The sequence below is a fragment of the Mariprofundus sp. NF genome (assembly GCF_013387455.1).
Taxonomy (GTDB): domain Bacteria; phylum Pseudomonadota; class Zetaproteobacteria; order Mariprofundales; family Mariprofundaceae; genus Mariprofundus.
This window is the reverse complement of the sequence record NZ_VWNC01000001.1, coordinates 154,155-169,214: the sequence shown is the minus strand read 5'-3', so window position 1 is coordinate 169,214 and position 15,060 is coordinate 154,155. Positions and strand designations below refer to the sequence as shown.

12 protein-coding genes are annotated in these 15,060 nt (G+C 51.1%); 10 read left to right on the top strand and 2 right to left on the bottom strand.

The annotated features are described in order from the left end of the window. Window positions 1–5 precede the first annotated feature (5 nt). The 5 genes from F3F96_RS00830 to F3F96_RS00810 are packed head-to-tail and all read left to right on the top strand — an operon-like array spanning window position 6 to window position 6,112. The gene (locus F3F96_RS00830; protein ID WP_176961363.1) at window positions 6–716 is read left to right on the top strand and encodes a FliH/SctL family protein; all 711 of its coding nucleotides are present in this window, start codon (window positions 6–8) and stop codon (window positions 714–716) included. Then, window positions 700–2,127 carry a FliI/YscN family ATPase gene (locus F3F96_RS00825; RefSeq protein ID WP_176961362.1) on the top strand — a complete coding sequence of 476 codons (1,428 nt, stop codon included), beginning with the start codon at window positions 700–702 and terminating at the stop codon, window positions 2,125–2,127. Before F3F96_RS00830 ends, F3F96_RS00825 begins: the two co-directional genes overlap by 17 nt. Further along, window positions 2,072–2,512, top strand: coding sequence for a hypothetical protein (locus F3F96_RS00820; protein ID WP_176961361.1), 441 nt, complete (start codon window positions 2,072–2,074; stop codon window positions 2,510–2,512). Before F3F96_RS00825 ends, F3F96_RS00820 begins: the two co-directional genes overlap by 56 nt. Window positions 2,513–2,516: 4 nt before the next feature. Further along, window positions 2,517–3,194 (top strand): MotE family protein, encoded by a 678-nt coding sequence (locus tag F3F96_RS00815; RefSeq protein ID WP_176961360.1) that lies wholly within the window; start codon window positions 2,517–2,519, stop codon window positions 3,192–3,194. 59 nt (window positions 3,195–3,253) lie between these two features. After that, entirely contained in the window at window positions 3,254–6,112 is a 2,859-nt protein-coding gene (locus F3F96_RS00810) for an ion transporter (RefSeq protein ID WP_241697573.1), read from the top strand. 482 nt (window positions 6,113–6,594) lie between these two features. On the opposite strand, the gene F3F96_RS00805 is transcribed toward F3F96_RS00810, so the two are convergent. Next, entirely contained in the window at window positions 6,595–7,047 is a 453-nt protein-coding gene (locus F3F96_RS00805) for a hypothetical protein (RefSeq protein WP_176961359.1), read from the bottom strand. A 489-nt stretch (window positions 7,048–7,536) separates the two neighbouring features. Here F3F96_RS00805 and F3F96_RS00800 point away from each other — a divergent pair, with 489 nt between their 5' ends. From F3F96_RS00800 to F3F96_RS00780, 5 genes are all read left to right on the top strand, one after another. After that, window positions 7,537–9,159 (top strand): flagellar hook-length control protein FliK, encoded by a 1,623-nt coding sequence (locus tag F3F96_RS00800; protein WP_176961358.1) that lies wholly within the window; start codon window positions 7,537–7,539, stop codon window positions 9,157–9,159. A 9-nt stretch (window positions 9,160–9,168) separates the two neighbouring features. Beyond that, window positions 9,169–9,846 (top strand): flagellar hook assembly protein FlgD, encoded by a 678-nt coding sequence (locus tag F3F96_RS00795; RefSeq protein ID WP_176961357.1) that lies wholly within the window; start codon window positions 9,169–9,171, stop codon window positions 9,844–9,846. Window positions 9,847–9,881: 35 nt separating this feature from the next. Then, window positions 9,882–11,255, top strand: coding sequence for a flagellar hook protein FlgE (locus F3F96_RS00790; RefSeq protein ID WP_176961356.1), 1,374 nt, complete (start codon window positions 9,882–9,884; stop codon window positions 11,253–11,255). A gap of 173 nt (window positions 11,256–11,428) precedes the next feature. Beyond that, window positions 11,429–12,085 (top strand): transglutaminase-like cysteine peptidase, encoded by a 657-nt coding sequence (locus F3F96_RS00785; protein ID WP_176961712.1) that lies wholly within the window; start codon window positions 11,429–11,431, stop codon window positions 12,083–12,085. Beyond that, window positions 12,082–14,013 (top strand): EAL domain-containing protein, encoded by a 1,932-nt coding sequence (locus F3F96_RS00780; RefSeq protein WP_176961355.1) that lies wholly within the window; start codon window positions 12,082–12,084, stop codon window positions 14,011–14,013. Before F3F96_RS00785 ends, F3F96_RS00780 begins: the two co-directional genes overlap by 4 nt. 6 nt (window positions 14,014–14,019) lie before the next feature. On the opposite strand, the gene F3F96_RS00775 is transcribed toward F3F96_RS00780, so the two are convergent. Further along, window positions 14,020–14,928 (bottom strand): ketopantoate reductase family protein, encoded by a 909-nt coding sequence (locus tag F3F96_RS00775; protein WP_176961354.1) that lies wholly within the window; start codon window positions 14,926–14,928, stop codon window positions 14,020–14,022. Window positions 14,929–15,060 lie beyond the last annotated feature (132 nt).

Genomic DNA, 15,060 nt, shown 5'->3' with positions numbered 1-15,060 from the left:
TCCCCATGAATACGATCAATCCGCTCTCTTTCCGGGAAGAGATTAACCCGAACATCACCGACAAGGGGGCTTTCCCCTACAGAACAGTAACCGATACGGGTCGAGCTGCAGAGGCACAGCCGCTGGCTGGTGTTGATCGCATGAAGCAGCTGGAGAAGATGCTGCAGGAGGCGCAAGGCAGAGCTGAGGTGATCGAGAAAGAGGCCTATGACAACGCTTATCTCGCCGGAGAGAAGGCAGGCATGGCACTGGGACAGAAGAGGGCTGAACAACTCCTTGAATCGATTCAGGAGACACTCCAGGGCGCTGAAAAGTCGATTGATGAGGTCAAGTTGGCCTTTGCCGAAACAGCACTGGATGTTGCCCAGCATATTGCCGAGAAGATTATCGCTGAAACACTGGATACCGACAGATCAAAACTCTGGCAAATTGCAGAGCAGGCTGCAGAACATCTTCCCGACACCAGTGGACTTCGCATCGCTGTCGCACCCGCAGATCACGCCATCTTTAAACGGCTGCTCGATGAGAGCGAATTGATGGCCATACTTACCAGTGATGATGCCATTCAACCTGCAACATGCCGCATCATCTCCATTCAAGAGGATATCCTGATTGATCCTGTCGCTGCGGTAGCCAACTATATGGATCAGTTGCGCCCTGAACTGCTCACCGAAACAGTAGTTACACCGGAAAGCAACGATGGACCCCAAGCCTAAAACCTCCATACCACTCTGGGATAAAAAGCAGAGAGAAGAGGTTCTTTCTGAGCAGCAGTGCCACAATGTTTTCCCGGTGCGTGGCAAGGTCTACAAGGTGCTTGGCCCCATGCTTGAAGCGACCGGACTCAAATCAAGTGTCGGCCATGTCTGTGAAATCAACTGCGCTACCGGTCATACGCTTGAGGCTGAAGTGGTCGGATTTCGGGCCGAATATACCCTGCTGATGCCGGTAGGCCGAACTGTAGGCATTGCCCCGGGTGACCCGATTCGCCCCCTCTCAGGACTTCCCAGCATTCGCGTCGGCAATCATCTGCTGGGCCGCGTACTTGATGGCATGGGCAAACCGATGGATAACAAACCACTACCCGCTACAGGCAGAGTACGCAATATTCAGGGCATTAAACTCAACCCCTTTGATCGTCATATCATTGACAGGCCGATGCAGCTGGGAGTCAAGGCGATGGATGCCTGTCTGCCTATGGGCTGGGGCCAGCGCATGGGACTGTTTGCCGGAGCCGGTATCGGTAAAAGCTCGCTGATGGGCATGCTGGCCCGAAACTCGGATGCCGAAATCAATGTTATCGCCCTGATTGGCGAGCGCAGTCGTGAAGTGCGTGAGTTTCTTGATGTCTCACTCGGTGCTGAAGCGCTGCAAAACAGTGTCGTGGTGGTGGTCACCTCAGATATGCCGCCGGTACTCAGGGTAAGGGCTGCCTATATTGCCACCACCATTGCCGAGTCATTCCGGGAAGATGGCAAAGATGTCCTGCTGATGGTCGACAGTCTGACCCGTATTGCCCAGGCCCAGCGTGAGATCGGGCTGATGCTGGGTGAGCCACCAGCCAGTAAAGGTTATACACCGTCATGCTTTTCACTCATGGCTGAACTGCTTGAACGTTCTGGTCCGGGCGTCAAGAAGGGTGATATCAGTGCTTTTTATACGGTACTGATTGAAGGTGACGATCTGCAAGCAGACCCGGTTGCCGATGCCGCCATGGCCATTCTCGATGGCCATGTCATTCTGGATCGCAAACTTGCTGAGCAGGGGCACTTTCCTGCCATCAATGTATTAAGAAGTGTCAGCCGTCTGGATAACCAGCTACTGAGCAGCGTTCAGATGAAGGCTGTGCGTGCTTTCCGTAAGAAAATGTCCCAGTACGAGCATATGGAGGACATGATCTCTATCGGTGCTTATGAGTCGGGAACCAACCCGGAACTCGATCAGGTGATCGAAGTTATTCCAGCAATTCGCAGTTTTTTACAGCAGGAACTCAAATCTTCAAGCCGTCGTGAAGAATCGGCACAGGGATTGCTACAGCTGGTTAGTAGCATGACCAATGAGGAGAGCCTGAATGAAACTAGAAACGTCCAAACTTTTAACGCGGCTCAGCGAGCAAGAGCGCAATAAGGTTGAAACGCAACTGGCAGAGCTCAATGATCGCAAACATACGCTAGAACAGCAGTTCCTCAATTCTGAAGCACATATCAAGCAGTTGAACCAGCAGCGTGACCAGGCCATGCGTAAGCGTCACTCCGCATCGCTGCTGCAGGTCTTTGATACCGCATTTCGCGAGCAGCAGAACAGACTCACCTCAATCAAGGCTGGCATCAAAGCCATGGAAGTGGAGAAGAAGGATATATTCGAGCGGCTGGCCAAGGCCCAGCGCACCCACTACACCTACGACAGCATGCATCAGAAAGAGACAAAAAAACAGAACAGGAAGGATGACCTGAAAGCTCAGCGTCAGATGGATGATATGGTTGCATCCAGAAGATCCTCCTCATCGGTATGACACTATGACACCCCATAAACTATCTATTCGAATCTTTATCGTTATCGGCATTCTACTCGGCGGCAAGCTCGGCTTTACACTATGGCCTGCCACCTCAACTACCGATGCCGCCATCTACACAGCAACTGCATCTGAAACGACTGTGACACCAAGCATTCCTGCCAGCGGACCAGCTGAACAGCCAACGATCGACCAGTCGCTGGCCATGCTTGAGGCCTATATTATCCCCCGGGCTGAAGCAGCCGCTCCCGCTCAAGCCGCGAGAAGCGGCTCCTCTTCCCGTCACGATGATGAGACACTCTCTGAGCTAAGGTCCTACAAAGAGAACCTGGACAGCCGCGCCAAACAACTCGATGAGCGGGAAAAATCGATCAATGAGGCCGATGAGCAGGTACGGCGGAGAATCACCGAGCTGGAACAGCTTGAGACCAGCATCAAACAGCGCCTTGATGATGAGAAGAAGATCAAGAGCAAAAAGGTAAAACGACTGACGGCTGTATTTGAAGGCATGAAACCCGAGAAGGCGGCACCGGTGATTGCCAAGATGGAGCTTGCAGATGTTATCAAAGTATTTCTGCTCATGGATGAGAAGAAGGTAGGTAAGATTCTCTCGTTTATGCCGGCGGATAAGGCAGTGACCATCAGTCAGGCGCTGACCCGCCAGATCAGCACAGTAAAATGAGACACCTCGATTTGGCATTGATACTATTTCACCACTACACACAACAGTGAGCCTGAACCATGAAGAATAATAATATGCAATCGGTATTCAGTGACCGGCCGCTTTTCTACCATCACATGGAGTGGATCCTGATGCATCCACGTTTTGGTTTCCTGATGATGGCACTGATTGCACTCTCCTTCACCCATAGTCAAATTCTGGCTGCAGTTCTTTTTATATTCTTTGTCGGCGAGCTCTCCATGCGTCTTGCCATCATGATCAACAAACGCCAAACCAACCCCTATCGCTCCTCTCTGAATCAAAAAATTGACGCGCTCTTTTTAGTACTGGATGTCATCGGCATCCTCTCTCTGCTGATTACCGTATTTGATATCCCCATTGATGCCGAAAACGCTGCGGCAGCCCGTCTGATTCGTGCCTTCTACCTGCTGCGTACACTGCGCATGTTCCGCTATCTGGACCTGCAGAGTGCCATGTATTCACCGACCTATGGCATGTTGATCTCACTGATTATTCTGCTCTCGTTCTTTGCCGAAGACACCCTGATGTGGATTATCATTATCTTCTTCGCTGTCGAGCTGGCGATTCGCCTGCTGATTATGCGACACATGAATTATGAATCGCGAAAAGACAAAATAGCTGAATGGACTTACTGGTGGATCGATACCATTGCCACGATTGTGATGATCCCTGCCTTTGCCTTCATTCCTTATGGTGGCGCGCTACGTATGTTGCGACTGGTGCGCCTGTTGCGCCCGTGGATGGTCATTATCAGAAACCTCAAAGAGGTGATGCGCGAAGGTCAGTTCATGCAGGAGATCAATCTGATCGTGCTCTTGCTGGCTGTACTCTCCATCGGTGGCGGCGTTATCGGCCACTACTCCTTCCCTAATTTCGACTACAGCCAGGATGGCGTGGTCAATGCACAGGATCAAGGCATGTTTGCCCCCATCTGGTTCGCCTTCCGCATGTTTACCGATCCCGGCAATACCGTGACCTATCCCGAGGAGACCTCAATTGTCGTCTTCTCGGTACTGGCAGTCATCGTCGGCGTATTCATCTTCGCCTTCTTCATCGGTATCGGTGCCCACATCGTCTCCGGCCTGATGGCCAAACTACGTAACGAACGTCTGAACATTACCAACCACATGGTGATGCTGGGATGGTCTAAAGTTGCACCATTTATCGTTGAACAGCTGAAAGTCGTATCAGAACGCAACTTCTCCAAATTAAAACTGGTGATCCTCAACAACAGTGAAAAGATGCCTGATTCACTCATCGAACACAGCTGGGTATCCTACCGTTGGGGTGAAGTGGAAGAGACAAAATCGCTGCAGCGCATCAATCTGGGCCACGCCAGACAGGCGGTGATCAATCTTCCCGATGGTCACACTGGCGCTGATGATCTGGCCCATGCCACCTACTCCCTGATTGCCGTGCGCCGGGTCAATCCGGAAATTTATATCAATGTCTCCACGCCCGGCATGGCAACCCCGCATCTGGACTCTCATCAGCATATGTTGCAGGTGGGTTGGGATACGTCCGGCTTTTATAATAAACCGACCGTCGTCCTTTCACAGGCAGACGTTCGCGCCAATCTATTCCGCAACATTCTGGTCTATAAAGATTTTGATCAGGTGATGGAACGGTTGATGATCCCTGATCGCACAGAGGACTCCTCTCTGCAGATCTCTGAATGGGACGGCACACTGCAGCTTGAAGATGGTGAACTCACGCTTAGCCTGCCCGATAACAAGCAGTCGATGCCACTGAACAGGCTTGCTGCCCAGTTATTGATGCGCGGGGTTACACTCCTTGGCCTGACCGATGCATCGGGACGTGCACACCCGCTCTATAAGGCTGACGCACTAGAGCTGCCGATGCAGATCCCATCCATTCTGGGCATCTCCATCAGCCCTAATGCACTCTATTCTGAAACACTGTTTGCCATCAAACGCCTACATGACAGACCATGCCCGGTATTGGCTGAACCCCCTCAGGGACTGATCAAAACCAAACTCAAGAAAGATCTTAATCTTCTGATCACCGGATGGGTCGGCAGCCTGCCACTGCTGCTCAAACGCCTGCTCGATGATTTTGACAGCATCCATGTCACCCTGATTGATGATATGAGCAAAGAGGAGTGCGCAGATCAGTTGGCCTACCTGCAACGCCGCACCGGCAGTGATGATAATCAAATCAGTATTGATCTGGTTCGCTGGAATTATGCCAACATGAATTTCCTGCGCCCCTATGTGAAAGATGCCGATAAAATCCTGCTTTCACGTGCCCCTCATCTGAAAGCGCACCCCTATGCCAGTATCGCCACAGTACTCTCACATCTGGTCACTATCGTGAATGAGCTGGGTGTCCATCCTGATATCTACCCTGTGCTTGAGAATCGTGACCAGGCATTGCTACTGCAGGAGGAGCTGGAACGTTTCAATCTGCCACACGAGATTCACGTCACCGTGCCGAATGCCTTTTATGGCACCTATGTTGCACACACGAGTTACCACATGTATCGCTCTGAAAACCCTGCTGCTTATGAACTGCAGCGCACCCTGCGCCACACCATTGATGACCTGATGGGTGATGTCGGTGATGTTGATGAGATGGATATCCTGACCCTGACTGTGACTGCACCGCTGCCGGAAGATGCTGAAGCGCTGTTTGCCAGTCTGCTGGCTGATGGTTACGTCTGGATTGGCTATCGCCTGAAAGAGAGTTTTATATGGAATGATCCTCTGCAGAACACCATCCGCAAACTCTTCCCGCGTGAAGAGGACTACGCCTGTCTTCGTCAGCACCAGATCATTCTCAACCCATTCGGAAATCCGGTCTCCCGCTACTCATGGACCAAGTTCAATCATAACATTGCCGAACTGATTCTGATTGGTGAACACAAAGACGATTAACTAACCATGTTATCGCTACGTGCAAGCCACTTGCATTAAACTGCCCAACCCGTGGCCGCCAGTTGCAAAACTCGTGGCCACTTTTCATTCAATCACAACCTATAAACGCTAACTGAAGCAACTCATCGAATGTCCGCTTTCGGCGGCGGTCATTCAGCAACTACCAATGGATATAGCCAAAGTACCGCATACATTACGCCTAGCAACCTGAACCAAAATGGGTTTGTTCCAAAGAAATGATTTTTCATCTCTTCATTGCCACCCATGGGGGTGAGTTTAACATTTGCCAGTAAATATAGCCCATGAATCCAGCAACAGACAAAGGTCTGAAAATCAGAAAGAAGCTGATTGTTGCTCCGAATAGATTATGAACAACTGACTCTAACACCGTTAACTCCCCCTCCATTGAGAAAGAATTATAGCAAAATCTGAATGTCTGCTTTGGGTCTTCGGTTCAAACGGTCGGAAGCAGTCATTCGCGGTCAAATGTAATATAGAAATAACACCACCCCACTTATCGCCATTGCAGTGGTTAAATTTACCACCAACGAGATGAAGTCCGAGCCTTTTACGAACCATCCAGTTTTTATATAAACATCAAGAATCCCCATCAATGGGAAAGAATACATCAATCCTTCCGAGTACTCTTCTTTATAGAGAGTGTTCCGAGCGAAAAAATTAGAAAACAGAATAAAACCTAAAATCATTCGCAGCAATACAGATACAAATTCTCTATCATTTAATAGATTTGGGAGACTAGGGTTTAAGGGCAAAGCTATAGTTGCAAAGACGGCAAGAAATATAGCTAGAATTTTAAATGCTCTTGCATTTCTTCGTTCTTTTTCATCTTTAATACGATATGCCCGAACTTCATTGAAGCTTGGTCGGTATTCCAAGCCTGGCCGACAGGCCTCATATTTAAGAGCTAAGCTCACTGAATACATTAAGAGTGAAAATAAGAAAAAGTGGTAACTCATGATTTCACTGCGAACAGAACTACAAATTCAACGCTCAGGCTTTTGATTGTTTCTAACTTGTCCGTGCTGTTCATCCCCCGACTGTCATTATAGACAAGAAATATTAAACCGTAACATTAGATGAGGAATTATTCTTCCAACTCTCACTTGGAGGGCAAAGAAAGTGAATCCGAATGTCCGCTTTTGGCGCCGTTAGCAGACGTTCCCGGATGATCAAACTTTCCGGTATTCAGATAAACGACAGGATTCACATGCCTCGCAATGGGCAGCCTGGAGATAGTTTTTGATCAACATCTGAGGCTGGGAAAGATTGCCGCCGCCTCTGCGGCATAAGGAAAGTTTTTCCAGCAACAGGCAAACATTGCCCGGACAAAACTTCCACACCACACCTAAACATCTGTTTTTAAACAGTTTTCTATCTGGCCTCAAAAATGCTCAATGGTTGGCATGATCGAACAAATAAATGGAACCGGCCTATCCGGCATCTTAGGGAAATCAGGGAAGTCGGCAAAAGGTGGCCTCTTCGCCAAGCTGATGGCAATGCTGGATAAGCAGGGTCAGGGCAAAGGCAAAGGGCTGTTTACTGCCACGGAACCAGACGCGCTGGCACTCAAGAAAGGTAAGTTCGTAGCCAAAATGGCCGAACAGGATCCTCTCACTAAAAAGAAAGCAGCGGAAAGTGGCACACCTGTCGCCACTGTCCTGTTTGCAGGTGAAAAAGTTGAAGCTGCGACCAAACTTGTCAAAGGTGAGAAGGCAGAGTTCATCATCGGCAATCCGGAAGCATCGACTCAGAAGAAAAAAGGCGAGCAGACACAGTTCACCATTGGCAAGCCAGATGTTTCAGCCCAGCTGAGCAAAGGTGAGAAGGCAGAGTTCAGCATAGGTAAACCAGATGCATCGGCTCAGCTGAGCAAAGGTGAGAAGGCAGAGTTCACTATCGGCAAGCCAGATGCATCGGCTCAGCTGACCAAAGGTGAGAAGGCGGAGTTCAGCATCGCCAAGCCAGAGACATCGGCTCAGCTGAGCAAAGGTGAGAAGGCGGAGTTCAGCATCGCCAAGCCAGAGACATCGGCTCAGCTGAGCAAAGGTGAGAAGGCAGAGTTCAGCATCGCCAAACCAGAGACATCGGCTCAGCTTAGCAAAGGTGAGAAGGCGGAGTTCAGCATTGCCAAGCCAGAGGTAGCGGCCCAGCTGACAAAAGATCTGAACTCGGCAAAAGCGGAAGCGGCTGTTTCAGGTTTAATGAAAGATGGTCAGCTATCAAGGCAAAAAGCTGCCGCTAACGTTGCCGCAGGTAGTGATGCAAAAACCATCGCCACCAATGTAGCCACAGCAATGAAAACTGAGGCCAAAGAGCCAGCTTTAGGTAAAACTACGAATGGCGCTGCATTTGCTGCCGCTGTACAAAACCACATGCAGGGCAAAAATGCGCATGGACAGCCTCAACAGACCGCAGCTCAAGCCAGTGCTACCGCCACAGTTGCACAGAGCACCATATCCGACGCATCCACCTCTGATGCCGGTAACCACGCATCAGACAGGGGCGCGCAAGATGGCCGTGCCATGTCAGCCATGAGTGGCGACACCCGTTCCGGTGCAACCTCTTCAACTGGTAACACACAGTTTCAGAGCTACCTGACCGGCAAATCTGCCCCGGTCATGACCGTGTTTGACAGCATGCAACATATTGCCCAGTCAGCCAGCAATGGTCAGACAAAACTGGAAATTCAACTCGATCCCGCTCATCTCGGAAAAATTCAGATCACTCTGCAGACCGACGCCAGCAAACAGCTACAGGTTCATATGGTTGTCGATCAGGGCACCACTCGTGCAGCAATCGACCAGCAGTTGCCAGCCTTGAGGGCAGCCCTTGCACAGCAAGGCTTTGATCTATCCGGCTTCTCCATGGGCTCACAAAGTCAGGAGAGTGGTTTTGGCTCCGGAGAGAGTGGTTCCGGAAACACGTTTGCCAAAGCTGGTGAAAATAGCGACAAAGAGACCCAGACCGCCCAATCGATGCAGCAGTCAGTTCGCACCGCAGAAAGCGGCCTGAGCATTCGGGTTTAGGAGGATACTATGGCTTTAACAACAACAGATGCCTCAACCGTCAACACTGCAGCATATAAGGCTCCAGCCTCTAATAGCGATATCGGTCAGAAGGACATCTTCCTCAAACTTCTGGTTGCCCAGATGCAGTACCAGGATCCGATGAAACCGCAGGATGCCACGGCTATGTCGCAGCAGTTAGCGCAGTTTAATATGGTCGAACAACAGACCAGCACCAACAAACTGCTACAACAGCTGGTAGATGCCAACGGTAGTGGTAGCAGCGGCGCAGTAAGCACTGCAAGCGCGGCCGGTTATCTGGGACACACGGTAACTGTGGATCAGAGCACCATCAACTTCGACGGCGTAACTACGCAGAAATTTAATGTCGCTATGGATGCCACAGCCACTGATTCACTCGTCTTCATCTACGACACCAACGGCAACGTGGTTCGCACCATGCAGGGCAACCTGAATGCTGGCGACAACGCTCTCACCTGGGATGGCATGAGCGATTCCGGCGCGAAAGCCTCGGCAGGCAGCTATTTAATAGGTGTCAGTGCACTTGATGTTAGTGGCAACGAGGTTGGATCTTCAGTTCAACTTTCAGGTCTTGTTGAAGGCGTCCGGTTCGGCGCTGGTGGCACAGAATTAATCGTGGGTGGTAAAGCAGTACCGCTCGCAGACGTCATAGAACTCCGCATCTAAGCGGCAAAAAACAAAAGAATTAAAGGAGAAATAACATGGGTATTTATAATGCACTTTTCATCGGCGCCTCCGGTCTTTCATCATTCGGTGAGGCTGTACGTGTGGTTGGTGACAACATCGCCAACGTCAACTCACTCGGCTTTAAAAGTCAGAACGTAAACTTTTCGGATGTACTCTCACAAACCGTGGGTGTGACCCGATCCAACATCGCCAACCAGGTAGGTAACGGTGTACGTATCGGCTCGATCATTCGAGATCAGGCTCAGGGTTCGTTGCAGAACACCACCAGTCCGACCGATATGGCCATCAACGGTAACGGCCTGTTCGCCATGCGCGATCCGGCCACCGACTCACTGGTCTACTCACGTGCCGGCGCATTCATTCTCGATAAGGATTTTAATCTCATCAATGCGCAGGGTAATGTGGTGCAGGGTTTTGCCGTTGATGATGTGACCGGTCGAGCGATCGGTAATGTTACCGACATCACCTTCGCCAATCTGGCAGCTCAGGCTCAGGCAACTACGGGCGTTACTGCGGGTATCACACTCGATTCCAACTCCACGGTTCTGGCAACAGGAACAGTCTTCGACCCGGCCGATCCAGCCACATTCCACTATAAAGCCGAGGTGAATGTTTTTGATGCCCTCGGCCAGACACACCCAGTCAGTTTGCAGTTCACCAAGATGGGACTGGATGCAACCGGCAACATCGTCTGGGACTGGCACGCCTCTGTTGATGGTGGCGAACTCACCGTTGGTACCCCGGGCACGCCTACTGAGGTCAGTGCACCTACAGCTTCAACATTAGTAGCAGGAGCCTGGGTTCCAGGCACACAGTCCATCGTGTTTGGTTCAACCGGTGAACTGATAACAGAGGTCTCACCAAATCTAACGATCAGCTGGGCAAACGCAGCCCCAAGTGTAATCAGCATTAACTATGGTAATGCAACCACAACCGATGCGCAGGGCATTACCGGTACAGGTCTGGATGGCACTGTGCAGATGGCAGGTGCATTTGCTACCCGTCAGATGACCCGTGACGGTTTCCCTGCCGGCTTCCTGGATAAACTGGAGACCGACTCAGCCGGTAAAATCTTCGGCGTATTCACCAACGGTCAGCGCCGTGCCATCTATCAGGTTGCACTAGCCAAGTTCCCCAATGATGCGGTACTTAGCCACGTGGGTGCCAACCAGTTGGCTGAGACCATCTCATCGGGTTCACCTGTACTGAGTCTGCCCGGATCAGGTGGTATGGGAACCATCTCGCCATACGCACTTGAGCAGTCCAACGTGGATCTGGCCAATGAGTTCGTAAAACTGATCATTGTACAGCGTGGTTATGAGGCCAACTCAAAAACCATTCTCACCACGGATCAGATGCTCTCATCACTGATGCAGGTTAAGCGTTAATCGCTAAATAGCATCCTCAAAAAGGCAGGAGAGTTTCTCTCCTGCCTTTTTTATTGCCTGTTGAAATACTGGTCAAATGGCCTGTTTCGTGCTTGGCTCTCACTACTATTCATGCATACAAGGAGCCCCTGCTGAAACCTGCCGTCATCAAGCTGCCACTGCTGATCTGGATCATGTTTGCGGTTACCCTGACCGTAGCAGGGAACGTCGGTTTTTCCCCCGAATTTCTCAACAAGATAGCCCAACAGTTTGGCACTGAGGCCAAAACGCGGGTCATCAACTGGCAGGCACTGATTGAAGAACATACGGAGCAGAGTGACAGGCAGACGTTGCGCAAGGTAAACCGGTTCTTTAACCGCATCCGTTTTATCTCCGATGAACAGCACTGGGGAGATCGTGATTTCTGGGCTACACCGGTTGAGATGCTCTCAACCAATGGCGGTGATTGCGAAGATTTCTCCATCGCCAAATATTTCACGCTTCGTGAACTGGGCATCCCCGATGAAAAACTTCGTATCACCTATGTCACGGCAGTTGAACTGAATCAGGCGCACATGGTGCTGGCCTACTACGAAACCCCTGAAAGTGAACCCCTGATCCTCGATAATCTGATCGATAAAATAAAACCTGCTTCGCAACGTTCTGATCTGATTCCTGTCTACAGCTTTAACGGTAACTACCTCTGGATGTCCAAAGAGCGTGGCCGTGGCATTCTCGGTGGTTCACAGCGCATTAATCTCTGGCGCGACCTAAATATCCGCATCCGGCAGGAGCGGGAATACGGCCGCGATACTGAAACCAGTCCAACGCTACAAAGGAGTGTCCCATGACACTATCACGCCAACTTATCACACTGATTCTGACTGTATTTCTACTTATCTTCTCGGGAACCTTCTGGATAAGCGTGGAGAACACCCGCTCCTATCTGATGGATCAACTCGCCACTCAGACTCAGAACAGTGCCAGCTCACTGGGCGTTTCGCTGATTCCGCATATGAAGAAAAAGGATATCGCAACCATGAATACCATGGTCAATGCCCTGTTTGACAGTGGTTACTACCAGTCGCTCAGCATCACTTCAATCTCCGGAGAAGTTCTGATTCAGCGCCAGAACAACCGCATGATCGCCGGTGTCCCCGAGTGGTTTATCAACCGACTGCCTCTGCAGGCCGCTTCAGCAGAGACCATGATCACCACAGGCTGGAGTCAGGCAGGACGACTGCAGCTGGTCGCACATCCCGGTTTTGCCTATCAGAAGCTGTGGCAAACCACGCTTGAGATTTTCTGGTGGTCGATGATCGCTTTCATGATCGCCCTGATCGGCACGACTCTGATTCTCCGCACCATCCTGAAACCGCTGGATGATGTGGAGCGGCAAGCTGATGCCATATGTAATCGTGAATTCCCTATCGTAGAGCGGGTTCCCGGCACGCGCGAATTGCGACGTGTTGTCGAAGCGATGAATCGTTTATCAATCAAGGTGAAAAGCAGTATCAACAGCCTGACAGAGCGTGCCGAAATCATGCGCAGAGAGGCGAACTTCGATGATCTAACCGGATTGATGAACCGCCGGGGGTTCCTTGCTTCACTCGAACACAATCTCAAAGACAGGGAACATACAGGCTGCGGGGCACTGCTGTTGATCCGCCTTAGCCATTTCTCCGATTACAACAAACAGCACGGATTTCAGGGCGGTGATGATCTGTTGATTGCGGTAGCATCACTGATCAACACCCTCTCTGCCCCCTACCTCAATGCCACGACAGCGCGCAGCAAAGGCGCTGAATTCAGTGTGATGCTGCCAATGGCCATCACAGAAGACGCCGTCGAATTCGCAGAGCAGTGCAGCAGTGCTCTGACAGAGCTTTCAGCCTCGCTTGGTGTTGATGGCATCGCACATATCGGCCTGGTTCCCTTTCAACATGATGAGTCGATCCCTTCACTTCTCTCTCATGCTGATACAGCACTGGCATCGGCGCTGCACCAGGGGCTTAATAGCTATTTCTGTAGTGCCAACGATAGCGATGCTGGCAGTAGCCAAGCGTGGGAGAGACTGATCAACAGCGCTATGGAGAACAACACTATCCGCCTGTTAAGTCAGCCCATTATGAACAGTGATAACTCGCCTCTGTATCGGGAAACGGTGATCAGAATTCAGGATGAGGGTGGACAGGAGATTGCGCCGGGAACATTTGCCGCCATGGCGGATCGGCTGGCGCTCAACAGGGATCTGGATTGCCACGTGATTAAGCGGGTTACTGATCTGCTTGAATCAGGCAGACAGACCCAACCTCTGGCCATCAACCTCTCCACCCGCTCGGTACACCATCGTGCATTTATAGGCTGGCTTGAGTCACACCTGCAAGCGCACCCCACTGCAGCATCAAACATGCTTTTCGAGATCAGTGAACATGCCATGCTGGAGCGACTCGATATCAGCGAGCAGCTGATCGGTCTGATCCATGCTGCTGGCGGTAAAGTGGTGATGGAGCATTTCGGACGCAAACTCAGCGCCTTCCAGACCTTAAGTCAGCTGAAACTCGATTATATCAAACTCGATGGCAGTTATGTGCGCAATATCTCAGAGAACAGCGATAACCGATTCTTCCTGCAAACCATCATCGATATCGCACACGGCCTGGATATTCAGGTGATTGCTGAACATGTGGAGTCCGATGCAGATCGGGAGTCACTGCAGAGTCTCGGCATCAATGCCATGCAGGGTTACCTGTTTGAGGCACCAACAGCACTGGCATAGGGGCTCTCATGCAGATTCGATGGCATGGATCTGCGCGACAAGCATACGATTCACCGGTGTGGCGATGCCGTGTAGCTTACCAAGGCGCACAACAAGGCCATTGAGATACTCCACCTCGGTTGTATGACCCGCCTCAATATCCTGCCACATACTGGTTTTGACAGGCCCCATGGAGAGCGTCACATCGACATGGCCCTGAATATCCTCCTCACCAAGCTTGATCCCTTCAGCCTGAGCCACCGCCACCGTCTCCTGCATGGCAGCGCGCACAATAGAGAGCGTTTCGGGCTGCTCACACATCTGGCTGGCAAAGCGTCGGTTGATCGCAGTGATGGCATTAAAACCCGTATTCCAGAGCAATTTGCGCCACAGCATCAGCGCAGGATCAGCCTCCAGACGCGCAGGCACACCACCAGCCTTAAACTGCGCAATCAATTCAGGCAGAAACCGCTCCCCCGCACCTGCTTGCCACAATCCCAAGCGAACGCCTCCGGCTGCCGAGTGGATCACATGGCCCGGCGCTTCAAGCCTTGCACCAATAAAGGCCGTGCCGGCAGCTACCGCATGCTTCGGAAACCCTCTGGCGACCCAGTCCACGGCCTCCACACCATTCTGCAATGTGACAAGCAGCGTCTCAGCTCCGATTTTCCCGCTCAGACTTTCAAGCATCGGCATGAGCGCAGTCATTTTACAGCATAAGATCAACACATCCGTATCAGCAATTTCAGCGCCATGATCAATGGTCTCTACATGCAAGCGTACTGATTTCCCTTCTGATTCATGCAGCAGACCGTGCTGCTGCAGCGCATTCAGGTGAGCACCACGGGCCAGAAAACGCACACTGTTTCCAGCCTGTTGTAGCCGACTACCGTAGTGACAACCCACTGCCCCGGCTCCTGCAAAGACAACTCTCAAACTCCCTCCATGACTGTTTAATGAGATGTTGATTTATGGCATCATGCCAAAAATCAAGCCGCAGAAATAAAACGTCGTTTTGTTTCTGCTTACAAACCGGCCACTTGCGTTTTCGGTTTGGCGGTTCGTCCA